This is a genomic window from Candidatus Thiothrix phosphatis, from assembly GCF_035668035.1.
Classification (GTDB): domain Bacteria; phylum Pseudomonadota; class Gammaproteobacteria; order Thiotrichales; family Thiotrichaceae; genus Thiothrix; species Thiothrix phosphatis.
The window spans coordinates 1-24,209 of sequence record NZ_JAYMYJ010000025.1; the positions used below are offsets into that span (position 1 = coordinate 1).

Below are 24,209 nucleotides of genomic sequence, written 5' to 3' on the forward strand. Positions count from 1 at the left end.
GATGAACAGAAACCGACAGAAGACGATTACAAGTGCAACAAAAGGCGCAAATGATAGAACTGACCCTCTATGAGCATTTTATATTGAACTGTTTAGTCTGCGAAGCAGTGCTTCTCGACACTCCTGTCGGAGAGTTAAGGAATGCTTGAACTGACCCTCTATGAGCATTTTATATTGAACTGTTTAGTTCGTAATCGCGCCCACTTTTATTACGACTCTATTGATTATAAAAACGCGCCGGACATTAACACCCTAAAGGATTTGTATCTTGAACATTTCCAAGGTTTACTTGGTCAACCAGTCAAGACTGTTAAATCTAGCACTGCTGATGTGATAGAAAACAGGTCAAACACCATCATTGATAAATTGCTTGGAAATGACGCCAACAGCTATAAAACCAGCAAGCATAGGAAAGCCAACTACCAAGTTATTGATGTGGGCTGAACAGGATTATTTGTTAATCATACTTAGAAGATTCACTACTTTGTAGACCACTTGTCAGTTGCCTCTTACTAACCATATCACTTTTGTGCTATTTAATTTACTTCACTGATAAGCAATGAGGTCAAAATAATATGGCAAAAGGTCAGCGTGCAACCAATGAAACCAAACAGAAGGCTATCCAAGATTGGTCAGCATCCGGGAAAACAGTCACTGATTTCTGTAAAGATTATAAGTATATTCTTTCTGGCGGGGCAGGTGATGCTGAGGATGAAGAAGCAAAGCTTGGATCTCAAACACTATTGAGCTGGTTGGAAGCAGATGGATACCGACTGGTAAAAGATAACTCCTCTTCAGAAAACAAAGAGTATGAAGAATTGAAGGTAAAGTATAACAAGCTGTTGAATGACAAGATGAACTCAATAAAGAAATATGAACCAGAAAAGTATGCAGAAATACTTTCATTAGTTGAAGAAGCTTGACCTTTCAAACCAGCACTGTTGCAGCAAGGGATGACAGGGAATGTATCTCTAACCCTTGCCTGCACCACGAAAAATATTCCGTGTTAGGCTGCAACTTCAATCAGAACCACAGTCCATTGCTAATAAACTGTCTTCTTTTCCCTGTCACAAATCCCCCCTCATTCTTCACCCATTGTCGTATTCCCTACAATCAGGAATTCACCATAATCCCTGTAAAAACATAATTCTACATTCTGGCACATCCCTTGCTTTACTTCCCTCATATCGACCCGAGGGCAACGTCAGTTGTGCCGACGGTTCAACTCCGTTGTATCTGGAGGCTAACGCCCATGATGAAGTCCAAGGACATCGCCGAATTGCTGAACGAGCCAGCCTGCTCCCACAACAAGAAGGAAAAGTCGGGTTGCGCCCGTCCCAAGCCCGGCGCATCCGCCGGTGGCTGTGCCTTCGACGGCGCACAAATCGCCCTGTTGCCGATTGCGGACGTTGCCCATATCGTCCATGGCAGCATTTCCTGCGCGGGCAGTTCCTGGGATAACCGTGGCACCCGCTCCAGTGGCCCACGCCTGTTCAAAATCGGCATGACCACCGACCTGACCGAACAGGACGTGATTATGGGGCGCGGTGAAAAACGCCTGTTCCACTCCATCAAACAGGCCATCGATGATTACAGCCCAGCCGCCGTGTTTGTCTATAACACCTGCATCCCCGCCCTGATCGGCGATGACATCGAAGCCATCTGCAAATCGGCGGAAGAACGTTGGGGAACCCCGGTCGTGCCGATCGACTGCGCCGGTTTCTACGGCACCAAGAACCTCGGCAACCGCATTGCCGGTGACGCCATGGTGAAACACGTCTGCGGCACCCGCGAACCGGATGCGTTGCCACACGGCGCGCAAAGTGGCTCCTTCAAGGTGCACGACATCAATCTGGTTGGTGAATACAATATCGCCGGTGAATTCTGGCACGTACTGCCGCTGCTCGATCACCTCGGCCTGCGCGTGCTGTGCACCCTGTCTGGCGACGCCCGCTACCGCGAAGTGCAGACCATGCACCGCGCCGAAGTCAATATGATGGTCTGCTCCAAAGCCATGCTCAACGTCGCGCGCAAACTGGAAGACAGCTTCGGCACACCCTGGTTTGAAGGCAGCTTCTACGGCGTGGAAGACACCACCAAAGCCCTGCGCGATTTCGCCCGCATCATCAACGACCCGCATCTCACCGAACGCACCGAAAAGCTCATCGCTGACGAAGAAGCCCGCATCCACAAAGCACTGGAACCGTGGCGGCAACGTCTGCGCGGCAAGCGCGTGCTGCTCTACACCGGCGGCGTCAAATCCTGGTCGATTGTGTCCGCCTTGCAGGATCTCGGCATGACCGTGGTCGCCACCGGCACCAACAAATCCACCGAGGAAGACAAAGCCCGTATCCGCGAAATCATGGGTGCAGACACCAAAATGATTGACGACGGCAGCCCACGCGCCCTGCTCAACGTGGTGCGCGACTACCAGGTCGACATCCTCATCGCCGGAGGGCGCAATATGTACACTGCCCTCAAAGCGCGTGTGCCTTTCCTCGACATCAATCAGGAACGTGAATTCGGCTATGCCGGTTACGAAGGTATGCTGGAACTGGCCAAACAACTGGCCCTGGCGATTGAAAGCCCGATCTGGCAGGCCGTGCGCAAGCCCGCACCGTGGGCTATTGCCACGACCACACCAGCAGCACAGGAACCCGCCACCGAAACCGTTTCTGAAGCCAAGCCAGACACGCTTGACACCCAGGAGGCCGCCCATGCCTGAGATCAGCAAACGTAAAAAAGCCCTGTCGGTCAGCCCGCTGAAAGCCAGCCAGACCATTGGCGCTGCGCTCGCCATTCTCGGTTTCCACCGCGCCATGCCGATGTTGCATGGGGCGCAAGGTTGCACCGCATTCGGCAAGGTATTCTTCGTGCGCCACTTCCGCGAACCGATCCCCTTGCAAACCACCGCAATGGATCAGATTGCAGCGGTCATGGGTTCGGAAGAAAACGTGGTCGAAGGTCTCAAAGCCATTTGCAGCAAAAATAATCCATCACTGGTCGGTGTACCCACCACTGGTCTGGCGGAAACCCAGGGCAGCGACATTGCCATGGCGGTCGGCAACTTCCGCAAGAAATACCCCGAATACAACCACATTCCGGTCATTCCGCTATCCACCCCGGATTTCAGCGGCTGTCTGGAAACCGGCTTCGCCAAAGCGGTCGAAGGTGCAATCAACGTACTGGTGCCAGATGCGGCCAGCGCAGGCACCCAACCGGGCAAACGTCCGCGCCAGTTGAACGTACTGGTCAATTCCTCGCTGACCCCAGGCGATCTGGAAGCGCTCAAGGACATGATTGAGCTGTGCGGCTTCCGCCCATTGGTCATTCCTGATCTGTCCGACTCGCTGGATGGCCATCTGGGTGAGACCGATTTCAGCCCGCTGACCATCGGCGGCACACCGGTATCTGAGATGGCCACGCTGGGTGATTCCAAAGCCACCCTGGTGATTGGCGCTTCCCTGAATGCAGCAGCAGACTTGCTGAAGGAACGCACTGGCGTCCCTGATTACCGTTTCGACCACCTGATGGGGCTGGAAGCCAACGACCAGTTCATCCACGTTCTGCATCAGCTTTCCGGCGAACCGGTGCCGATGAAGCTGCAACGCCAACGTGCGCAATTGCAGGATGCGATGCTGGATACACACTTCATGCTGGGCATGTCGCGTTTTGCGATTGCTACAGACCCGGACATGCTGAACGGCTTCTCCCATTTGCTGGCGGAAAACGGCGCGTATACCGTGGCGGCTGTTGCCCCGGCCAACGCTCCGGCGCTCAAAAAAATTGTGACCGAACACGTCCACATCGGCGACCTGGAAGACCTGGAAAAAGCCGCCGAAGCCGCTGAAGCCGAAGTACTGATCTGCAATTCACATGGGCAGGAAACGGCGCTGCGCCTTGGCATTCCATTGTTACGCGCTGGCTTCCCGCAATACGATCTGGTCGGCGGTTATCAGCGTCAGTGGATCGGTTATGCCGGTACACGCCAGACGCTGTTCGATCTGGCCAATATCCTGCTGTCACTGGAAAAAGGCGAGATCCACCCCTACCGTTCGATTTACGCGCAAAAGCGGGACGGCGAAATCACGCATTACGGTATGGCGAGATAAGGTTTTATGTTCTTTGCGGCCGGCTCATTGCTGAAAAAGCTCGCTTAAGAACTTTTCCAGCTTCTCTTGCGTGACATGCTGCATGCAAATGATGTGCGACCATTCCCCTTCCGACAGCAAACGCCAACGGTTCACCAACGCGAGGGGGGGCTTCTGCAATACCACAATGTTCGAGCGCTGGTTGCGAAAGCATGGGTATCCGCGCGTCTCCAATTGTCCGCAACACCATTCCGCCAGCGACAGGCAGTCACGCGCTTCCTGAGCCAGCCCTTCCGCCCCGACGGAACGGATGCGGTGCCATAACACCAGCGGGGCATGGCCACTCCGTGACCCCGACACCGTTGTATCAGGGCTTTGTATGTACTCGGCCTCGTAGGTCAGTTGCGTGCTCAACGTTCTGCGCGCCAGCACGAACCCGCAGGGAACAGGGCTGCCGATGAATTTGTACCCCGAAATCGCCATACTCGCGATCGGTCGGTTGAAATGGATCTCCAGGGCGTCGTCGATGAAGGGCAGGTAGCCTCCAAACAGGGCTGCGTCAACATGGATGTGAAAGTCATCAATCCGGTGCTTTTCAAGCATCGCCTCGATGCGCGCCAGATCGTCGATTGCCCCCTTCATCGTCGTGCCACAGTTCAGGTTGATGATCACCGGGTATTGGGTTCGCGCCTGAATCGCCTGATCCAGCGCCTCGTAATCAATCTCGCCGCGCGGGGAGGAAGGGATTTCGACGGCCTGCAAGCCGAGGATGCGTGCATTTTTCCGCACCGAGTAGTGACTATCAACCGAGTAATACAGGATGGCATTCGGAAAGCGTTCGCGGGCGAGCCACAGGCCATACAGGTTGCCCTCGGTGCTGCCTGAGGTGAAATACCCCCACAAGTCCGCGTCATCAAGGGCGTAACGGCTGCCGAAAAACCGCAGCACTTCCCGTTCGAAAGCGTGTGAGACCAAGCCGTTCGCACGCTCGACAAAGGGGTCGCCAACGTTGTTGAGAAAGACGTTGCCCAGCAGGCTGATGACCTGGCTGTGATCCGCCGCGAGATTGACTGGTGTGCCAATCGATGTCTCAGTCCGCTCCAGGATCGTGTTCCGGAGCAGTTCCAGCGCTGTTGTGAGGTTATCTGAAGTCATTGCAGTCCCGGAGCAGTCAGACGTTGTGGGCTGGTAGCCGACCGAAGGTTGGCGGCGGTTCGGCGTTCATGCCAAGGATAGCCATCGGCAAGGTTTCGAAGCAGAAATCCGGCTCCATGCAGGGTGGGAGCATGTTCTCCAGCAACAGCCTGATGCGCGACTCGTTGTTGCTGGCCACGATATGATAGAAATTCGTGCTGTTGCCGAAGACCACCGCATGTTCGAAGTACTGACCCAATGCCTGTTGCAGCTCCTTCATCGTGAGCTGGCCTGCCACCATGTGGTCAACAACACCACTGCGTTTTTTCTCAATATCCTGCGTCGAGAAATAGCGCGCCTTGAAACCCCAGTCTTTCTTGTCCTCGCGCCGCTGGAATTCTGCCGGGTCTTCCTGGTTGAGCTTCTCTGACAGTATCAGCATGCCGTCTTCCTTGAGCATTCTGAGGACGAAGGCAAATTGCTGCGCCCTTTCATTGCTGAACATCTGGAAGCACTCATGTTCAAAGATAATATCGAAGCCATCATGAAACGCGGCGAGTCGGCTTTCCGCCCGAATCCTCTCGGGGGTGTTATCCAGAAACGAGCCGAGCAGAAAGTGTGCGTTGGCAGGCGTGCCAAGGTGGTAGAAGGCTGTTTCGTTGGCCGGTTCGATGGCCCCTGTCAGCGTGGTGAAACGGCTGCCGGGAAAGTCAGCCAGTGTCCGTGAGAAGGTGCCCTCGGCGTTGGATATGTTGTACATCTTCAGCCGTTCACCCGCTGGGGCAACTGCCTTGCCAAATTCGACCAGCGCGGCACCCAGGCGGCATTCGTTTTCCAGCATGAACGGAATGCTGGGCAGAAAGTGGCGGCTGAAGGAACAGATGCGCCGTTCGTATTCATCGCAGAACTGCTCGGTGAGCGCGTCCCCGAACAACAGGCTGCGGTCGGCGGCTATATCGCGGTCCGGCATCCCGCTCTCTCCCCGCGTCACCCCCTGAAAAAAACCGGACAGGACGGTGAGGCGGGGGCCATGCTTGTTCCGCTGGATGAAGTTGTCGAAATTATCGGTCATCGCTCAGGACTCCTGTGGCGAGAACAGGTTCACGCTAAAGCTTGAGGCATCATCAACCCACTGCTGGGCGAGGCGGAAGCCGCCAGCTTCGGCCAGGCGCTCAATATCCGCACGATCATACTTGAAGCTTGTGTGCGTATGGATGCGGTCACCGGGAGCCAGCTCCAGCTCGACATCAATCGCTTCCACCCGCACCCGCTGGGCACGGCCGCACTCCAGATAGGCCACGATGCAACCGCGCTCTGCATCATAGAAACAGCGGCGCTGGAAGGTTTCCACGTCGAAATTGCCGCCGAGTTCACGGTTCACGCGCACCAGCAGATTGCGGGCAAAGGCGTTGTAGAGGTCGGTTTTCTCCCCACAGCAGCCGTATGCAAGCAGGAGTTCATCTGGCGATTTCTTCAGGTCGATACCGATGAGGAGGTGGTCGTCGGGCGAGAGCCGCCGCCGGATTTCGTTCCGTAACAGCCGCCCGGCGTCCTCAAAGCTCAGGTGGCCGATATCCGACCCCAGCCAAATCACCAGTTTTGGCTGCTTGATGCGCTCGGAGAGAACACCCAGGCCGGTATAATAGTCAGCCGCGACACCCAGGATTTTCAGGTTGGGGTAATCATGCGCCAGTATCTCCACGCTCTCACCGAGGAACTTGCGGGAAATGTCGATCGGCACATAGAGGGTGCGTTCACCTTGCTTGGCGAGCAGGGCATCGATCAGGTAGCGGGTCTTCGCCGAGCTGCCGCTGCCCAATTCCACCAGTGCGGTATCGTCCTTAAGCTGACTGACAATCGCCGGGGCGTAGCGCCGCAGGATTTCATCTTCAGTCCGCGTCAGATAATACGTGTCGCTACAGGTCAATTCCTCGAACAGGCGGGAACCTTCGGCGTCATACACGTACTTGTGTGGAATTCGGGGCACTGCTTCGGTCAGGCTTTGCCTGACATCCTCAGCGAATTGGCCACTCAGATGGGCTTGCAGCAGATCGAGGATCTCCGGAGCATCCGCTTGTCGCGCAGCCGCTTGCCAAACCGGATACAACTCAGGCCAAAGCAGCTCAAGCCCCGCTTCCTGCGAGCGCCGGTCAAACACGGCAAGCAATTGCGCTGCCTGCTCTTGGGAAAAGTGATGTTGCCAATCGCCAACCTGCCCCTTGCGTATGAAAGGGGTGGCATTTGGACGTTCGCTCGACCAACGGCTTTGCTCTTTGCTCATTTCGGCAAAGCTGACGTGGTGCAGGATGCGTTGCAACACGTCAGTATCCTGAACGTATTCCGAGTAGGGGGAGCCGAGGAAGTTGGCGATGGATTTAACCGCTGCCTCCGTGTCGGCCAGCATGTTTTCGTAGGTCAGGAAAAGCAGGTTTGCCTGCGTCCTGCGCGCGTGCCAGTCGAGCAGATGGTCAAAATAGTCTCCCCAGTCGACCTCTCCCTTGATAAAGCAATCGAAGTAATCCGCGAAAGTGCCATTGGCAAAATCATAGTGCTGTGCAAAACCCTGGGTGTGGTAATAAAAGGAGACCGCGCAGTCGAATGGATTGCGGGCAATGTAGATGTACTTGGCGTCGGGGTGGTATGGCGTCAGCGAGAGGGGCAAATGGGTCTTGATGAACCGGGGGGTGGAAAGCGCCGCAATCGCTTCAGCTCCGACTTCTTCCAAGTGCGGGACATCCTCATTGATGTTTTTCCCCGTCGGCATCTCCTGCCCCTGATGTTGCAACATCCAGACAATGTGTTGGGCCCATGTGGTGCCGCATTTCGGATAAGTCACGATAAAACAGTCTTCCGGCCGGGCCTCATACCCTAGCCCCGACTCGAAACAGTCACACGGGAAGCTCTTGGGGATGCGTATGCCGTGACACAACGTGTAGCTTGGCGTTCGCTTCAACTCGCTCATTGGGTACTCCGTAAAACTTGCGCCAAAGTAGCTTAGGCAAATTCAAAGCAGGGGGCAAAAGGGTTTTTGTTAAGAAATGTTGCAGCCGCCTAGATATCCTCAGTACATTGCAATATCGTCTGGTGGTTTCGGTATTGTCTGCCCGGAGTATCGGCGTGCCCCGCAAAACCAAAAACATCTTGTTCATTATGTTTGACCAGCTCCGGTTTGATTATCTGAGCTGCTACGGTCATCCACACCTGCATACACCACATATGGACAGGCTGGCGGAACAGGGCGTGCGCTTTACCAATGTGTATTGTCAGTCGCCTGCCTGTGGGCCATCCCGCATGAGTTTTTATACCGGGCGTTATGTTGACAGCCACGGCGCTTCCACGAACGGGTTTCCGCTGAAGGTAGGGGAACACACACTGGGGGATCATCTGCGCAAGCTGGGGATGGATGCTTACCTGTTGGGTAAAACCCATATGACGCCTGACCAGGAAGGTATGGCGCGTCTGGGAATGGACCCGGACAGCATTATCGGCGCACGGGTCGCGGAGTGCGGTTTCGATCTCATTGCACGGGATGACGGTTTGTGGCCGGAAGGGCCGGATGGCTACTATGACCAGCGTGTTTCACCCTATAACACCTACCTTAAACACCAGGGCTATGACAGCAGTAACCCCTGGCAGGAACATGCCAATGCGGGCGTGGAGGATGATGGCACTATGGCTTCCGGCTGGTTTATGAAACACGCTGACAAACCAGCCAATATCCGTGAAGAAGATTCGGAAACCGCGTTTCTGACCACGCGCTGCATGGCGTTCATCGATCAGCAGGATCAGCCGGACAGCAAACCCTGGCTATGCCACCTATCCTATATCAAACCCCATTGGCCCTATATTGTGCCCGCCCCTTATCACCGTCTGTACGGGCAGGAGCATCGTCTGCCGGTCAACCGTTCTGAAAGCGAACGCCAGAACCCGCACCCGCTGTATCAACTGTTTATGGACAACATGATTGGCAAGGCTTTCCGGCGTGATGAGGTGTTGGAAAAGGTGGTTCCTGCCTATATGGGTTTGATCAAGCAGTGTGATGACCAGTTGGGGCGCTTGTTCCTGCATCTGGAAAAAACCGGGCGCATGGACGACACCCTGATTGCCATTACCGCCGACCATGGCGATTACATGGGGGATCACTGGCTGGGTGAGAAAGACCTGTTTCATGCGCCATCGGTGAAAATACCCTTGATTGTCTACGATCCATCACCCGAAGCCGACGCCACCCGAGGGCAAGTCTGTGATGCATTGGTGGAAGCGATTGATATTACCGCGACCTTTGTGGACGCTGCGGGTGGCGTGCTGAAGGATCATCTGGACCATATTCTGGAAGGGCGTTCATTGTTGCCTTACCTGCATGGCCAGCCGATGCAATGGCGCGAGTATGCCATCAGCGAACTGGATTATTCGGTCAGTTACGCCAATGCCTACCTTAAAGTGCCGCCACGCGCTGCCCGTTTGTTTATGGTCGCGGACAAACGCTGGAAGTATGTCAATGCAGCATCGGGAGGCTTCCGTCCCATCTTGTTTGATCTGCTGAATGATCCGGATGAATTACAGGATCTGGGGGCCAGCACCGAACCGGAGCATGTGGCGGCAATGGCAACAATGGAGCGGCACTTGAATGAATGGGGCCGTCGTTTAAGCCAACGCTCAACGGTATCTGAGCAACAGGTTCGCGACATGCCGGGCAAATCACAACGCCGGGGTATTATCCTGGGCACCTTTGATGAGGGGGAAGTGGCACCGGAACTGACAACCAAGTTTTTCGGGAAGGTAAAGCAACGGTTTGTGGAGGCGGATTCATGATTCCGTTATTGCCGATCGTGCTGGCAGGTGGCGGCATTCTGCTGGGAAACAAACTTTCCCGTAAACTGGCTTCCCGCAAAAAAAACTTGGCAAAAACCAAGCGCTCACTGACGGACAACAAAAGCGCACCCGCCATCGACATCCATTCGCTGGATGGGCGTTGCCAGCAATTTTTCCGTGAGAAGGTCGACCCGCTGTTTTTCAGCAAGCAACGCGATCAGCAGATGCAGGAATTTGCCGGGGCGTATGACAAGAAAGAAGCCGAGATCAACCGCAGTTTGGGTTATGCGCTGGCGAGTTCCCAACTGGCTCTGTTGGGTGCGCTGGTGTATACGCCATTATCTTGGGTCAGTGCTGCCGGACTTGTTGTCACCATGTGGCCGATGATGAAGCGCAGCCTGATCACCATGTGGAAAGAAAAACGCCTCAAATACCAGTTGGTTGGCATTTTGTCGGTTTATGGCGGGTTGGCTGCCGGATATTACGTCCTCAGTAACCTGATGGCGCTCGTACTGTTTGCCGCCTTCAAGCTGGCGGCGCGTACAGAAGCCAGTTCCCAGGCCAATCTCCGGCATACCTTTGCCTTGCAACCGCCTGCTGACGTATGGGTGCAACAGGATGGGGTTGAGATCCGGATAGCCTTTACCGATCTCAGGGTCGGAGACATTATTGTGCTGTCCGCAGGGCAGACCATCCCTGTTGATGGCCGCGTCACTGACGGTATGGGCAGCATTGATCAGCACATCCTGACGGGGGAAGCCCAGCTGGTGGAAAAGGCGGTGGGGGATCAGGTATTCGCTAACACACTCATCCTGACCGGCAAGGTTTATGTCCGGGTTGAGCAGGCTGGCAATGACACGGCTGCGGCGCAGATTGGCAACATCCTCAGCAATATGGCTTCCCACCGGCTGGAACATGAAGCCCGCAGCGAGCGGCTGGCGGACAAGCTGACCTTGCCGCTATTGGCCGCCAGTAGCCTGGCGCTGGTGACGGTTGGCCCTGCGGGGGCGGTCGCCATCATGAACAGCGGTGTGGGCTCCACCCTGTATTTTTCCGGGCCGTTGAGCATGCTCAGTCATCTGAACATTGCCTCCCACCACGGCATTCTGGTCAAGGACGGACGTTCCCTGGAAAAACTCCACGAGGTGGACACGGTGGTCTTCGACAAGACCGGCACCCTGACGCTGGAACAGCCTGAGGTTGGGCAAATCCATTGCTGTGCGGGCTGGGAAGAACACAGTGTGCTGGCTTTCGCCGCGCTGGCCGAACACCGCCAAAGCCACCCCATCGCCAAAGCCATCCTGGCGGCGGCGGAACAGCACGGCCTCGAAACCACCGCGCCGGATTCAGCCGCCTACAGCCTCGGTTTTGGGGTACAGGTCCAGCATCAGGGCGACACCATCCAGGTTGGCAGCCAACGCTTCATGCAACAGTCCGGGATGACCATTCCCGAGAGCATGGAGGAAATCAAGACCCTCTGCCAAGGGAGTGGCAACTCACTGATTTTCGTGGGGGTGAATGGAGAACTGGCCGGGGCGCTGGAAATGCAGGCGCAGTTACGCCCTGAAACGGTAGGGCTGGTCAACAAGCTGCACCAGCGCGGCCTGAAACTGTGCATCCTGTCGGGGGATCACGTACAACCTACCCGGCATCTGGCGCAGCGTTTGGGGATTGACGATTTCTTCGCCGAAGTTCTGCCGGAAGGCAAGGCCGATATGCTCCGCCAGTTACAGGAAGCAGGCCGCACCGTCTGCTTCGTGGGTGACGGCATCAATGATGCAATCGCTTTACAGCAGGCGGATGTGTCGGTTTCGCTCCGGGGTGCCACCACGATCGCCACCGACAGCGCCCAGATCGTGCTGATGAACCAGTCCCTCCAGCAGCTTGACGAGCTGTTCGGGATTGCGCATAGCTTCAGCAAAAACCTTGACCAAAGCCTGCGCATTGCCTACGTTCCTGGCGCTGTATTGGTTGGCGGTGTATTTCTATTGCACTTCGGTATGCCCGCCGCCTTGTTGTTGTATGGCGGGGGGGTGACAGCAGCAATAAGCAAGGCCCTTTCGCCACTGCGCCAAATCACCACCGCAAAAAGTTAATCAGGCATGGGATGCGACACTCAAGTAAGGGGATTACTTTGCCGGAGTTTTAACATCATGCAGCGGCAAGGTCATAGTGTGATTTCTCCAACAGCTTAAAGCTCTTCTTCAGTTCTGCTTTCAAATCAGCAAGCGAATCAAAGGCAAACAAGGTATTGTTTTCGGCAACGTTTTTTCCGTAGCCGTCTTCCGGGTCGTTCATCCAGGGTAGCGGCAATCCCATCACTTGTTCGCCGATAAAAGGCTCGATGGGGACATGGCCTGCCATGATATGGGCACTTTCTTTCTCCGATGACGCCAACGCGCCTCCGTAAATCCTGATTTCGCCATTTTCCCTAATCAGGCCGGACTCAATAGAATACCAATACAAACGCTCTACACAGATCCGTTTGTTTTCCGGGACACTAAAATAAGCCTTGGCAAACATATCCTGTAATTCCGCGTGCTCAGGCTTCAGCAGATAAATGACATGGCCGAAAATATCATGGAACATATCAGGCCTTGGCGTGAAATCCAGTTCATCCCAGTTGCGGAGATACTCGGTGACCAGAAACTCTTTTCTCAGGATATGTTCAAACCACTCATCCGTCTCACTGAAGTTGTTGCCGTTGGGAATAATTGTCCAGTCTGTTAATGACTGGATTTTGCTATTGACCTGAGCCAACGTTGGAACTTCCATACTCAGATCCAGTAGCTGGAGACATTGGGTATAATCCTTGCAATTATACTTTTCTGCACGGGTACATAATTTATCATACATGACCCGCCATGCTTTCGCCTGCTCCGATGTTGCATCCATGACCATGTTCTCCTTACATAAATGATTAATCCGGGCGAATTATTTCGTGTTTGCCGCAAAACGGTATTTCTCAATGTCCTTTTCTGTAATTTGGCATTCGGGAAAGAAATCCACCTGGAAAAAACTGTCATCGTACTTGTCGCTTTTCTTCATGGCCGCTTTGATTGCATTTCTGGCGTCATTCAGGCTAAACGGCAATTGGTTCAGAAGGGGTAGGCCCATAATCGTCTGTTTGGCGATATCGGGACAGGCATGGGGGCCTTCCAGGCGATATTGGACAGGCAGCATAATGCCATAAAGTAAGCGTAGGAAAAGGCCTGGGTTTAGCAGGTATTTCCAGAGCCTGACACGCACGCCTATCAGGTCGGCGTAAGAATCCATATAGCGTTTCCATAAAACCAAGCTGTTTATATCCGGGGAGTCTCGCAGGGCTTCCTGATAAAATGCCTTGTCCGCTTCTATTCTGTCCTGAATATCGGTTGGCAAGGTACGTTTGCCATTCAGTAACAGGGCAAAATAGCGTGACGCCATTTCCGCACAGGCGGGGATTCCCCCTGACGTCGGCCTCGCCCAACCAATAAAGGCGCAATTCGGCCAGTCTTCGTGAAAACTATGCAGGAACATGCTCCTGACACTATTATCTTTCAGTTCAAAGCCTTCAATAAAGCTCAGGTCATGCTGGAAGCCGGTATTAAAAACAATGCTGTCCACTTCAATGCTGCGCCCATCACTGAGTTTTACCGTATTGCCGCTAATGCTCTCCAGTGATGCAACCATGACATTGATATTGCCATTCAGCACCTGCGGGACGAACGATACGTTTTTGGTTGAAAACCTTCTTCCTCCCGATAACTTATTCCACACCTTGATCAGCTTCAGGGACTCTTCATTGTATTCAGTGTCAAAATCAAGGGATTTCTTTTCCAGTGGATGGTTGAAGGCATCGAGATCAAGCTGTTTCTTTTTGGCAAACAACCTTCCAAAAAGATTGGTGGCCCTTAACATCCAGTCACCCACCCGATAGTAGATGATATTCTCAGAAGGGTGGTAAGTGGCATGGAATGCACGGGTGGTGGTGCAGTCTGCCGTGGTGTTATGTAGCACACGCGGAACCAGGAATGGATAGGAACGCATAAGCAGATGGCAGTTCGCAGTAACTTTGCTGACGTCCCTGATAATATCAACAGCGCTTTCCCCAATGCCAACGCACAATACCCGTTTGTTGGCAAATGCGGAGGGGTCACTGAAGGCATTATTGGGGTCAGTAAAATCTTGGGTATGGACAATATCACCCGTGAATGCTTCAATGCCCGGTATCTGTGGAACTTTCCTGGTTTCATGTATACCCGAGCAAATGACCACGGCCTCATATTCTTCGGTTTTTAGCGTTTGTGTCGGGTTATGCTTGGTGACTACCTGATAATGATCCCCCTGCTTCCTGAGCTTGACAACTTCTGTGTCAAATACGATCCGCTCCAGCAGGCCAAATTCTTTGGCATAGTCTGCCAAGTATTGCTTATACTCTTCATGGCTCCAGAAGTAACGGTGTCCCTTGGCGGGATAATCAGAAAACGCCATCAAATAATTGGAAATGGTCAACGCAGTGCTTTTGATGCTCCTGCCATTTGGGCCGCCGTAGTTGAATACCCCACCCACAGCATTCGATTTTTCGTAACAGGTAACCTGATGCCCTTCATCCGTTAACTGTTTGATAGCAGTCAAACCTGATGCGCCACCACCAATAACACATACTTTTTTCACGAATCATTCTCCTGAAATTATGGGTTGCAAATATTGAAGACTAAGCAGGTTTTCTGTTCTTCTTTGGGTTTGTGTAAACCAGCGAAGACTTCCAATAAGAGGTCATGTATTTCTGGCCCGTAATCATAAAACTTAATTGACGAAAAAATTCTTACTAGTAATGCTACTCGCAGCTCCTGCATCTTCTGCTGCTTTCACACATGGTGAGAGCCTTTCATTTCCTACAATCAGCGTGATCTAAAATTCTACTATAGGAGGGAGGGAGGCAAACAAGGTTGTGCAACAAAACTTAACAAAAAACTCTATGCGCGATAATTTTTCTTGAAACTTTACAATTATTTTTTTATGTCATAAGCACCTGCATTTTTGTCATGTCCATCCATGTCATACATCTCCCACTATTTCCCCGATTGTCGTATTCCCGACAACTATCAAAAAACAAGTAACCGACTAAAATCAGTTACTTGCTGATTGGCACATCACTTGCACCACCCCTGTAAACCGGCGGACATACGCCCATGATGAAGCAGAAGACGAGGTAGGCGGCTATGGCCTTGACAAGGCGGCTCATGGTGCTCGGACAAGACACTGAGGATACGTTTATGGATACAGCCATCAAGGTGGCATTCGCATCCACCGACATGACACACATCGACCAGCATTTCGGCGCGGCAGAATCCTTTGCCATTTACGCCATCAATCCTGAAGAGGCGCAACTGGTGGAAGCCACCCAGTTCGGCAAGTTGGATATGGATGGCAACGAGGACAAGCTCGACGCCAAAATCAAGGCGCTGGAAGGCTGCGTGGCGGTGTATTCACAGGCCGTTGGCGCATCCGCCGTCGCCAAGCTGAAAGCCGCCAGCATCCAGCCCATCAAGGTCAGCGCCGGGGCTGAAATCGCTGGCCTGATCGAAGCCTTGCAGGATGAGCTGCGGCAGGGGCCGACTGCGTGGCTGGCTCAGGCCATCAAACGCCTGCAGGGCCCCAGCGCCACCCGTTTCGACGCGATGGAAGCCGAAGGGTGGGATGAATGATTGAGGAAACCGCCTTAGTGGTCGACGCCACCGATGATTACATCTGGGTGGAGGCCAAAGCCCGTAGCGCCTGTTCCACCTGCGGATCACAAAGCGGTTGCAGCACCTCCAGCCTGTCGAAACTGTTCGGCATCCGCCAGCAGCGCATCCGCCTGCCGAACACGTTTTCCTCGCGTATTGGCGAGCAGGTTGTGATCGGGGTGGAAGACCAGGTCATGGTGAGCGCCTCGCTGGCCGCCTACATCCTGCCGGTTGTGCTGATGATTGCCGGTGGCGTCATCGCCGACAGCGCCGGGTTGGGCGATGCGCAATCCGCCCTGGGCGCACTGGCCGGGCTGGCGCTTGGGTTGCTGGGTGCTGGCGTCGTGACAGGCAGCCACCGCATGAGGCGCTACTTCCAGCCGCAATTGTTACGTCAGGCAGTCCGCCCCCTGACTGTCAGCCCTATCGAATTCCAATCTTTCCAAGGAGACAAGCCATGAGCGAAACCAGCACCCTGATTGCTGCGGATGACCCCGTACTCAGCACCGAGTTCGCAACCGAAATGCTGCGCCAGATGCGCGCGATGGATAGCTACGGCACTTACGACAATTACACCCCGGCCAAAATCCTGGAGCCGTTCGTGCTCACCAAGGCGATGAAACGCGAAATCCCCATTATCGGCGACCCGGATGAAATCACCATCGCCCGCGTCAAGGCTTTCTACAACGCCATCGCCGCGCTGATCGAAAAGGAATGCAAGCTGATGGCGGTGCCGATGATCAACCTGACTCACGAAGGCTTTGGCCGCGCCATCATCACCGTCGGCAAGCTGGTGGTGGTTGACCGCACCCTGCGCGACGTGCACCGCTTCGGTTTTGAATCCCTCTCCAAAATGAAGGATGAAGCCGACAAGCTGCTGTCCGTCGCCCTCACCCTGGTCGGCGAACATTCCGCCGTTGCCGGACTGTAAGGAGGCCGCCATGAGCCAGGAAGAACTCAAAGCCCTGCAAAAAGCCGTCAATAAAGCCAAACGCATCGCCACCGAGCACGCCAGCCAGTTGCATGACTTGGTGGAAGACAAGCTGCCTGCCGGTTACCAGGAATTGCCCGCGATTGCGCAAGCCACCTATGACGCTTGTGTCGCCTGGGCCGAAGCCAACGCCAAACTGCAAGCCGCAGAAGCCACCGCCAACTGAGGACATGACCATGGAACCCATTACCGGCATTACCCGTGGCGGCGTCGCCTGGACGCCCGCTTTCATCACCGCCATCAACCAGGGGCGCTGCATTGGCTGCGGACGCTGCTATAAGGTTTGCCCGCGCGATGTGTTTGAACTGGTGGAGCGCGACGAACTCGACTTGGAAGTGGACGATGACGACGAGGGCGACAGCGATTACGACGATGATGACAACACCATGGTCATGAACCTGAAAGACGCGCTGGATTGCATCGGTTGCCAGGCTTGCGCCAAAGTCTGCCCGAAAAAGTGCATGAGCCACGCCCCGCAGGCGCTGCCTGCCTGAAAATGCGTTAACATCCTGTGCTTTGCGGATGGGGAAGCACATGGACAAGCAGGAAATTGAAGGCGTCATCAAGTTTGAGCTGGCGTATCAGGCGGGGGATCTCCCGCCTGAATTGCCCGGTTTCGCCGCGCTCAACCAAGCCCGCAGCTTGCTGTGGCAGTTGGGCGTGATTGGGCAGGATGACGCCCGTTATCTGGGGCTGGGTTACGGCAATGTCAGCCTGCGCATGCCGACGGCGGAATGCCCGGACGCTTTCCTCATCACCGGCACCCAAACCGGGCACTTGCCGCATTTGTCCCCCAACGGCTACGCGCGGGTGTTGGCCTATGACATCCAGCGCAACTGGCTACAGGCCGACGGCCCTTGCAAACCCTCCTCAGAAGCCATGACCCATGCGGCCATTTTCCAGCAACCGCCTGCGGTCAACGCCATTGTCCACGGCCACAGCCCCGCCATCTGGCGGCAGGCGCAGGCGTTGGGGCTGGCGTGTACGGGCGCGGACATTGCGTTTGGCACGCCAGCAATGGCGCAGGCGATGCAGGCTTTGCGGGCGGCAGGAAAACCACCACGCAGCACGATTGTGATGCTGGGGCATCAGGACGGCTTCATCACTTGGGGCAAGGATCTGGAGGAAACCATTACGCGGGTGCAGGCATTGTTACAGGATGCCGATGCGGCGGCGCAATAGCAAAAAGAAGGCGTTGGCCTCAGTGGCGTTTTCTGTTTTAAAGATATTCATATCGAATAATATCATTTTTTGTGCTTGTCCCATTCCAGGATATTACCCGAAGCAAGGAGATCGCATATGGGATGGGAAGGTATTTTGTCGATTGCCCTGGTGTTGGGCGTGTTGGGATTTTTGGCATTTTCCAGGATTGCGCCGGATCTGATCTTGATGGCGGCGCTGATTGTCCTGTTGGTCAGCGGCGTGGTCAGCCCGGAAGACGCTTTCGCCGGATTCGGCAATACCGGCTTGATGACCATTGCCGCGTTGTATGTCGTGGCGGCGGGCTTGCGTGAGACGGGTGCCATCCAGTGCATTACTGGCCGTCTGCTGGGCCAGCCTAAGACAGTGCGGGCGGCGCAGTTCCGCATGTTGCTGCCGACCGCCGGTCTGAGCGCTTTCCTCAATAACACCACGGTGGTGGCGATGCTGATCCCGGCGATCCAGGAATGGTGCCAGCGGCTCAAGCTGCCGCCTTCCAAGCTGCTGATGCCGCTGAGTTTCACGGCGATTCTGGGCGGGACTTGCACCCTGATCGGCACCAGCACCAATCTGGTGGTGAACGGGCTGCTGCAAAAAAACGGTTATCCTGGGTTGGGCGTGTTCGACATCAGCGGCGTCGGGTTGACGCTGTTGCTGGCGGCGGGCGCTTTCCTGCTGGTGTTTGGCAGCCGCCTGCTGCCTGACCGTGGTGGTGTGGACGAAGGCTTGGAAAGCCTGCGTGAATACCAAGTCGACATGCTGGTGGATGGGCCGGTGCTGGAGGGGCGTTCCATCTCGGCGTCGGGTTTGTCGAACCTGGGTTATGGCCACTTGCAGGAACTCACCAGGGGGCCGGTGATCATCCAGAACCCGGAACGGGATCTCATTTTGCAGCAGGGCGACCGGCTATCCTTTGTCGGCGCACCGCGTTGCGCGCATGAGCTGCGCAGCATCCAGGGGCTGAAACCCGCCAATGAAGACATCCACAAGCTGGACATCGTGCATTTCCGCCGCCGTTTGGTGGAGGCGGTGATTGGGCCGGACTTTCCGTTTCTGGGCATGACGTTGGCGGAATGTGATTTTCTTGGCTCCTACCAGGCGGTGGTGCTGTCGGTGTCGCGTGGCAGCGACGGCAATTTGCCTGACCGGGGGTTGGGGACGCGCTTGCGGGTAGGCGACACCTTGTTGCTGGAGGCAGGCAAGGAATTCGCCAACCAGTACCGTTTCCGCAAGGATTTCCTGCTGGTCAGCGCGCTGGAGGATTCCAGCCCGCCCAATTTCCAAAAGGCGCAACTGGCGCTGGGCATCCTGGCGGCCATGGTGCTGTTGAGTGCGTTTGAGATTGTGCCGATCCTACAGGCGGCGTGGCTGGCGGCTGGGGTAATGCTGGTGACCGGGTGCATGAATGCAGGTTTGGCGCGGCGTTCCATCGACTTTTCGGTGTTGACGGTGATCGGCGCTTCCTTTGCGTTGGGGGAGGCGATGGGTTCCACTGGCGCGGCCAAATTTCTGGCGGAAGAGCTGATGTTCGGTGGGCAACTGAGCCCGCTGATGGCGTTGGTGGTGGTGTATGCGTTGACCGTCATGTTCACCGAATTCATCACCAACAATGCAGCGGCGGTGCTGATGTTCCCCATCGCCAAGGCAGTGGCGGGGCAGCTGGATGCTAACTTTATGCCGTTCGCCATCGCCATTATGTTTGCGGCTTCCGCCAGTTTCATCACGCCGATTGGCTACCAGACCAACCTGATGGTGTATGGGCCGGGTGGCTACCGGCTGGGCGACTACCTGCGGCTGGGGGTGCCGCTCAGTATCCTTACCGGGTGTGTGACCATCCCTGCCATCCTGTGGGTGTGGCCTTTATAAAAAACCGGCGATGGCGATGCCCGCCGGTGTAAGGCCAACCGTCAGGCGCGCTGGCGGTTCATCAGTTTGTGCAGGTTGCGGTAACGGTCGAGGATATGGGAGCCAAACAGGGGGTCGGCGTGTTCCTCGATTTCTTTTTCCACACTTTCCCAGTCTGCATCCTGCAAGGTGTTGTTGATCAGCGGGAACAATTGGGCCTCTTCCGTGTTGAGGTGTTCAGTTTGCGCTTGGATGAATGCGGTAATCTTCTCCTGTAGATCCTGACGGCTGAGGATCAGGCTGTCATTGACCAAGCCATCCAGCAAACGTTGGAAATCCAGCGTGATACTGGGCAGCTCTTGGTGTTCGTCGCTCAGTGAGGCGGCGATGCTTTCACCTTCAGCAGTTTGGGCACGGAAGACACGGTAGATAATGTCTTCCTTCGGATGGTGCACATGGTCGGCATAGCGGCGGATGTAATCGGCGATATCGTTCATCAGCAGAAGATCGGCGTCTTCACCGGCCGCGAGCATATCCACCTGTTCTTTCAGTAACTGTAACAGTTTGGCCAGATTGACATGATCCTGATGCAGGGCGGTCATGATCTTGTGCATGAAAAACCTCCTTGAAATTGGGTTATCAGTGGATAATACGGCATGAAATGCTGCATTGCACATTCAAGCATAGGGGAATTGGGCAGCTATCGGAACGGATAAAATTGAAATTGAGTATGCTTTTTTTCGATAGCAAAGGAAATACAGATTGCCGTTGTTGGGCTGGGGATGCCCGGCAGGTTTTGTCTGTGCAGCTTATCGGCAGGGCCAGCGTGCCGTGTTCATGGTATTGACACAAAATCCCATTGGCAGCGGCGTTCCAATTGATTTATGATGAATGTTGCAACGCACAAAACCGCAAGGTAGGTTCCAGTTTGAAATATAAATGATCACAACAATGTGCGTAATGTATCTAGCAGCAGGGAAATATCGTGTTTCACAGTATCTATATAGCCGGGGCTGAACCCCGTAGCGGCAAATCAATTATTGTCCTGGGAATGATGGAAATGTTGCGGGCGATGACCCCGAGGGTGGGGTTCTTTCGTCCGGTCGTCAAAGAAAACAACGGGCATGACCCATTAATCCATCTGATCTCCAAGCGCTATGGCCTGACGACCAGCAATGGCGAGTTGTATGGCTGCACGCGGGAAGTCGTGCGCAAAATGGTGGGGGAAGGGCGGCTCGAAGAATTGCTGAAGCTGATCCTTGCCAAATACCGGGCGATCCAGGAAAAAAGCGACATCGTGGTGTGCGCGGGGGCGGATTTCAGCGAAATCAACGCTTCTTTGGAGCTGGATTTCAACGCCACCTTGGCCAACCATTTCGGCTGTTTGTTTTTGCCGGTGGTGAAGGGCTATGGGCGCACTGCTGAGGAAATCGCCGACGCTGTCCGCATCCTGGAGGAACACCTGGAAGGCGAGCAGCATTGCGAGTTGCTGGCGGCGTTCGCCAACCGGGTGCCGGTGGATCAGGTCGACGACCTCAATGCGCGCCTGAAGGGTTCACGTTTCCCGTTTTTTGTGCTGCCGGAGCGTTACTCGCTGGAGCGCCCGACGGTGGGGGAAATCGCCCGCGAATTGCGGCTGGAATGCCTGTATGGCACGCCCCAGTCGTTCAACCATGAAGTTTCCCGCTACAAAGTGGCGGCCATGCAGGTGCAGGATTTCCTCGGCCATCTGGAAAATTGCAGCATGGTCATCACGCCGGGCGACCGTTCCGACATTATCCTGGGCACGCTGGCGGCGGACATTTCCAGCGCTTACCCGATGATCGCTGGCATGATCCTCACTGGTGGGCAACGTCCCGCCGCCGATGTCAGCAAACTGCTGGAAGGGATGAACCCGCTGCGCCTGCCGATCCTGCTGTCGCCATGGGATACGTTTGAAACTTCGCTCAAGGTCAACGCGGTGGAGGGTACGATCCTGCCTTCCAACGAACGCAAGATCGCCGTGGCGCTGGGCTTGATGGAATCCTGCGTCGACATGCACCAGTTGCGCCAGTTGATTATGCAGAACCCAGGTTCGCGCATGACGCCGCTGATGTTCGAATACGACCTGATCCAGCGCGCCAAGTCGCAGCGCAAGCGCATTGTGTTGCCGGAAAGCACGGATGAGCGCGTGCTGCGGGCGGCGGAAATCCTTTCCCTGCGCGATGTGGTGGATATCACCTTGCTGGGCGATGAAAATGAGGTCAGGGCGCAAGCGGCGCAACTCGGCCTGAAACTGCGCGATGTCGCCATTGTCAATCCGCGCACTTCGGCATGGCGGAAGGAGTTCGCCGATATCTATTACGAACTGCGCAAACACAAGTGCGCCTCCCCGGCGTTGGCCTGGGACACCATGGTGGATGTCAGCTATTTCGGCACCATGATGGTCTACCTCGGTTATGCGGATGGCATGGTGTCGGGCGCGGTGAACACCACCCAGCACACAATCCGCCCTGCGTTTGAAGTCATCAAGACCAAGCCGGGCTGCAATCTGGTGTCCAGCGTGTTCTTCATGTGCCTGGAAGACCGGGTGCTGGTGTATGGCGACTGCGCGGTCAACCCGAACCCGAATGCGGAACAACTGGCCGATATTGCAGTGACCTCTTCCGATACCGCACGCATGTTCGGCATTGAGCCGCGCACCGCCATGTTGTCATATTCCTCCGGCGAGTCCGGCAAGGGCGCGGATGTGGAGCGGGTGCGCACCGCCGTGCAGATTGCGCATGGGCGCCGCCCAGAACTGAAGCTGGATGGCCCGATCCAGTATGATGCGGCGGTGGACCTTAGCGTCGCCAGCTCCAAAATGCCCAACAGTGAAGTGGCGGGCAAGGCGACCGTGTTCATCTTCCCGGATCTGAACACCGGCAACAACACCTACAAGGCGGTGCAGCGCTCCGCCAATGCGGTGGCGATTGGCCCAGTGCTGCAAGGCCTGAACAAGCCGGTCAATGACCTGAGCCGTGGCTGCACCGTGACCGACATTGTGAACACCGTGGTGATCACCGCCATCCAGGCGCAACAGGGGAATGTCGCATGAAAATATTGGTGTTGAATGCAGGCAGTTCCTCCGTCAAATATCAGGTGTTTGCGATGGAGGAGCAACGGGTGCTGGCCAAAGGGCTGGTCGACCGCATTGGTGAGGCTGGCAGCGAAATCGCTTCCCACCGCGAGGCGCTGGAGCGGATGATCCAGCACCTGCAAGCTGAGAAAATCATCCACGGTGGCAAGGGCATTGACGCGATTGGCCACCGGGTGGTGCATGGCGGCGAACGCTTCCATGAACCGGCGTTGATCGATGCGGACGTGATGGCTGCCATCAGTGAAATGGTCCCGCTGGCCCCGTTGCATAACCCAGCCAACCTGGAAGGCATCGAGGTCGCCAAAAAGCTGTTCCCCGACGTGCCACAGGTGGCCATATTCGATACGGCGTTCCACCAGAGCATGCCGCCGGTTGCCTTCCGCTACGCCTTGCCGAAAAGCCTGTACCACAAACACAAGGTCAGGCGTTATGGTTTCCACGGCACCTCACACCGTTATGTGGCGCATCAGGCGGCGCATTACCTGCACGTTGAGTTGTCTTCCCTGAACCTGATCACCCTGCATTTGGGCAACGGTTGCAGCGCCACCGCCATCGCGGGTGGCAAAAGCGTCGACACCTCAATGGGCGTCACGCCGCTGGAAGGCTTGGTCATGGGCACCCGCTGCGGCGATGTGGACCCGGCGCTGCATTTCTATCTGCAACGGGAAACCGGTCTTTCCAATGCCGAACTGGAAACCCTGCTCAACAAGCAGAGCGGCTTGAAGGGGATTTGCGGCGTCAGCGATATGCGCGAAGTCCAGCAGCGCGCCGAAAGCGGGGATGAAACCGCGCAACTGGCGGAAGCCATGTTCGCCTATCGGGTGAAGAAATATGTCGGTGCCTACATGGCGGTGCTGGGCAAGGTGGACGCCATCGTTTTCACCGGCGGCATTGGCGAGCACTCGCCGCGCATCCGGGAACTGGTGTGCGCCAACCTGGAAGGCCTGGGGCTTTTTCTGGACACCCAGCGCAACCATTCGCGCGCCAGCGGGATACTGGAGTTCCAGCAGCCTGACGCAGCCATCAAGTTGCTGGTGATCCCGACCGATGAAGAGCTGGAAATCGCACGGAGCACGGCGTTGCTGGTTTGATTTTCTGCTTGTCACAGGAAGCCGCAGTGGGCAGGGTTGGTAAAAACATCTGTTGAAACAGGTGGACAGGTTTTGTATGTTTGCGCTTAACCCCTGCCCACTACAAGGCTTTGCATGGCGTTCACCTCCGGTTATGAGCACGACATTTTCATCAGCTATTTGCGGGATGACAATGTGGTATTGCCGGGTGAAACGGTGGGCTGGGTTTCGCAATTC

Annotated in this window: 21 protein-coding genes; 15 read left to right on the top strand and 6 right to left on the bottom strand. The window is 55.4% G+C overall.

The window, feature by feature from the left end; genetic code table 11:
* The first annotated feature begins 141 nt into the window (after positions 1 to 141).
* The 4 genes from VSS37_RS02680 to nifN all read left to right on the top strand — a co-directional run bounded on the left by VSS37_RS02680 (position 142) and on the right by nifN (position 4,112).
* Positions 142 to 444 carry a hypothetical protein gene (locus VSS37_RS02680; protein WP_324693088.1) on the top strand — a complete coding sequence of 101 codons (303 nt, stop codon included), beginning with the start codon at positions 142 to 144 and terminating at the stop codon, positions 442 to 444.
* Between the two features lie 131 nt (positions 445 to 575).
* Positions 576 to 923, top strand: a complete 348-nt coding sequence (locus VSS37_RS02685; protein ID WP_324693089.1) for a hypothetical protein — start codon at positions 576 to 578, stop codon at positions 921 to 923.
* A gap of 329 nt (positions 924 to 1,252) precedes the next feature.
* Positions 1,253 to 2,725 carry a nitrogenase iron-molybdenum cofactor biosynthesis protein NifE gene (gene nifE, locus VSS37_RS02690; protein ID WP_324693090.1) on the top strand — a complete coding sequence of 491 codons (1,473 nt, stop codon included), beginning with the start codon at positions 1,253 to 1,255 and terminating at the stop codon, positions 2,723 to 2,725.
* Positions 2,718 to 4,112, top strand: coding sequence for a nitrogenase iron-molybdenum cofactor biosynthesis protein NifN (nifN, locus tag VSS37_RS02695; RefSeq protein WP_324693091.1), 1,395 nt, complete (start codon positions 2,718 to 2,720; stop codon positions 4,110 to 4,112). The genes nifE and nifN overlap by 8 nt, the downstream gene beginning before the upstream one ends.
* A gap of 24 nt (positions 4,113 to 4,136) precedes the next feature.
* On the opposite strand, the gene VSS37_RS02700 is transcribed toward nifN, so the two are convergent.
* Genes VSS37_RS02700 through VSS37_RS02710 form a run of 3 tightly spaced genes read right to left on the bottom strand, consistent with a single transcriptional unit; the run spans position 4,137 to position 8,187 of the window.
* Complete coding sequence (locus tag VSS37_RS02700; RefSeq protein ID WP_324693092.1) at positions 4,137 to 5,246, bottom strand: histidine decarboxylase; 1,110 nt, start codon at positions 5,244 to 5,246, stop codon at positions 4,137 to 4,139.
* 16 nt (positions 5,247 to 5,262) lie between these two features.
* A complete protein-coding gene (locus VSS37_RS02705; RefSeq protein ID WP_324693093.1) occupies positions 5,263 to 6,297 on the bottom strand; it encodes a hypothetical protein in 1,035 nt (344 codons plus the stop codon).
* 3 nt (positions 6,298 to 6,300) lie between these two features.
* Positions 6,301 to 8,187, bottom strand: a complete 1,887-nt coding sequence (locus VSS37_RS02710; RefSeq protein WP_324693094.1) for an L-histidine N(alpha)-methyltransferase — start codon at positions 8,185 to 8,187, stop codon at positions 6,301 to 6,303.
* 155 nt (positions 8,188 to 8,342) lie between these two features.
* On the opposite strand from VSS37_RS02710, the gene VSS37_RS02715 reads away from it, so the two are divergent.
* Together VSS37_RS02715 and VSS37_RS02720 are read left to right on the top strand one after the other, a co-directional pair.
* Positions 8,343 to 10,037: a sulfatase-like hydrolase/transferase gene (locus VSS37_RS02715; RefSeq protein ID WP_324693095.1), complete on the top strand. Its 1,695-nt coding sequence runs from the start codon at positions 8,343 to 8,345 to the stop codon at positions 10,035 to 10,037.
* Complete coding sequence (locus VSS37_RS02720) at positions 10,034 to 12,133, top strand: heavy metal translocating P-type ATPase (RefSeq protein WP_324693096.1); 2,100 nt, start codon at positions 10,034 to 10,036, stop codon at positions 12,131 to 12,133. Before VSS37_RS02715 ends, VSS37_RS02720 begins: the two co-directional genes overlap by 4 nt.
* A gap of 55 nt (positions 12,134 to 12,188) precedes the next feature.
* Here VSS37_RS02720 and VSS37_RS02725 read toward each other — a convergent pair whose 3' ends face one another.
* Both VSS37_RS02725 and VSS37_RS02730 read right to left on the bottom strand, forming a co-directional pair.
* Positions 12,189 to 12,932, bottom strand: a complete 744-nt coding sequence (locus VSS37_RS02725; protein WP_324693097.1) for a hypothetical protein — start codon at positions 12,930 to 12,932, stop codon at positions 12,189 to 12,191.
* Positions 12,933 to 12,971: 39 nt separating this feature from the next.
* The gene (locus VSS37_RS02730; RefSeq protein ID WP_324693098.1) at positions 12,972 to 14,693 is read right to left on the bottom strand and encodes a flavin-containing monooxygenase; all 1,722 of its coding nucleotides are present in this window, start codon (positions 14,691 to 14,693) and stop codon (positions 12,972 to 12,974) included.
* Between the two features lie 602 nt (positions 14,694 to 15,295).
* On the opposite strand from VSS37_RS02730, the gene nifX reads away from it, so the two are divergent.
* The 7 genes from nifX (at position 15,296) to VSS37_RS02765 (ending at position 19,805) form a co-directional block, all read left to right on the top strand.
* Entirely contained in the window at positions 15,296 to 15,727 is a 432-nt protein-coding gene (gene nifX / locus VSS37_RS02735; RefSeq protein WP_324693099.1) for a nitrogen fixation protein NifX, read from the top strand.
* Positions 15,724 to 16,209, top strand: coding sequence for a SoxR reducing system RseC family protein (locus tag VSS37_RS02740; RefSeq protein ID WP_324693100.1), 486 nt, complete (start codon positions 15,724 to 15,726; stop codon positions 16,207 to 16,209). Before nifX ends, VSS37_RS02740 begins: the two co-directional genes overlap by 4 nt.
* Positions 16,206 to 16,679 (top strand): NifX-associated nitrogen fixation protein, encoded by a 474-nt coding sequence (locus tag VSS37_RS02745; RefSeq protein ID WP_324693101.1) that lies wholly within the window; start codon positions 16,206 to 16,208, stop codon positions 16,677 to 16,679. The genes VSS37_RS02740 and VSS37_RS02745 overlap by 4 nt, the downstream gene beginning before the upstream one ends.
* A 10-nt stretch (positions 16,680 to 16,689) precedes the next feature.
* On the top strand, positions 16,690 to 16,905 hold the full coding sequence (locus VSS37_RS02750; RefSeq protein WP_324693102.1) for a CCE_0567 family metalloprotein: 216 nt from the start codon (positions 16,690 to 16,692) through the stop codon (positions 16,903 to 16,905).
* A gap of 10 nt (positions 16,906 to 16,915) precedes the next feature.
* Positions 16,916 to 17,233 (top strand): ferredoxin III, nif-specific, encoded by a 318-nt coding sequence (gene fdxB, locus VSS37_RS02755; protein ID WP_324693103.1) that lies wholly within the window; start codon positions 16,916 to 16,918, stop codon positions 17,231 to 17,233.
* A gap of 40 nt (positions 17,234 to 17,273) precedes the next feature.
* Entirely contained in the window at positions 17,274 to 17,921 is a 648-nt protein-coding gene (locus VSS37_RS02760) for a class II aldolase/adducin family protein (protein ID WP_324693104.1), read from the top strand.
* 117 nt (positions 17,922 to 18,038) lie between these two features.
* Positions 18,039 to 19,805: an SLC13 family permease gene (locus VSS37_RS02765; protein ID WP_324693105.1), complete on the top strand. Its 1,767-nt coding sequence runs from the start codon at positions 18,039 to 18,041 to the stop codon at positions 19,803 to 19,805.
* A gap of 41 nt (positions 19,806 to 19,846) precedes the next feature.
* On the opposite strand, the gene VSS37_RS02770 is transcribed toward VSS37_RS02765, so the two are convergent.
* Positions 19,847 to 20,398 carry a hemerythrin domain-containing protein gene (locus VSS37_RS02770; protein ID WP_324693106.1) on the bottom strand — a complete coding sequence of 184 codons (552 nt, stop codon included), beginning with the start codon at positions 20,396 to 20,398 and terminating at the stop codon, positions 19,847 to 19,849.
* Between the two features lie 371 nt (positions 20,399 to 20,769).
* Between VSS37_RS02770 and pta the strand changes: the two genes are divergently transcribed.
* Both pta and VSS37_RS02780 read left to right on the top strand, forming a co-directional pair.
* Positions 20,770 to 22,860, top strand: coding sequence for a phosphate acetyltransferase (gene pta, locus VSS37_RS02775; protein ID WP_324693108.1), 2,091 nt, complete (start codon positions 20,770 to 20,772; stop codon positions 22,858 to 22,860).
* Complete coding sequence (locus tag VSS37_RS02780; RefSeq protein ID WP_324693109.1) at positions 22,857 to 23,993, top strand: acetate/propionate family kinase; 1,137 nt, start codon at positions 22,857 to 22,859, stop codon at positions 23,991 to 23,993. The genes pta and VSS37_RS02780 overlap by 4 nt, the downstream gene beginning before the upstream one ends.
* Positions 23,994 to 24,209 lie beyond the last annotated feature (216 nt).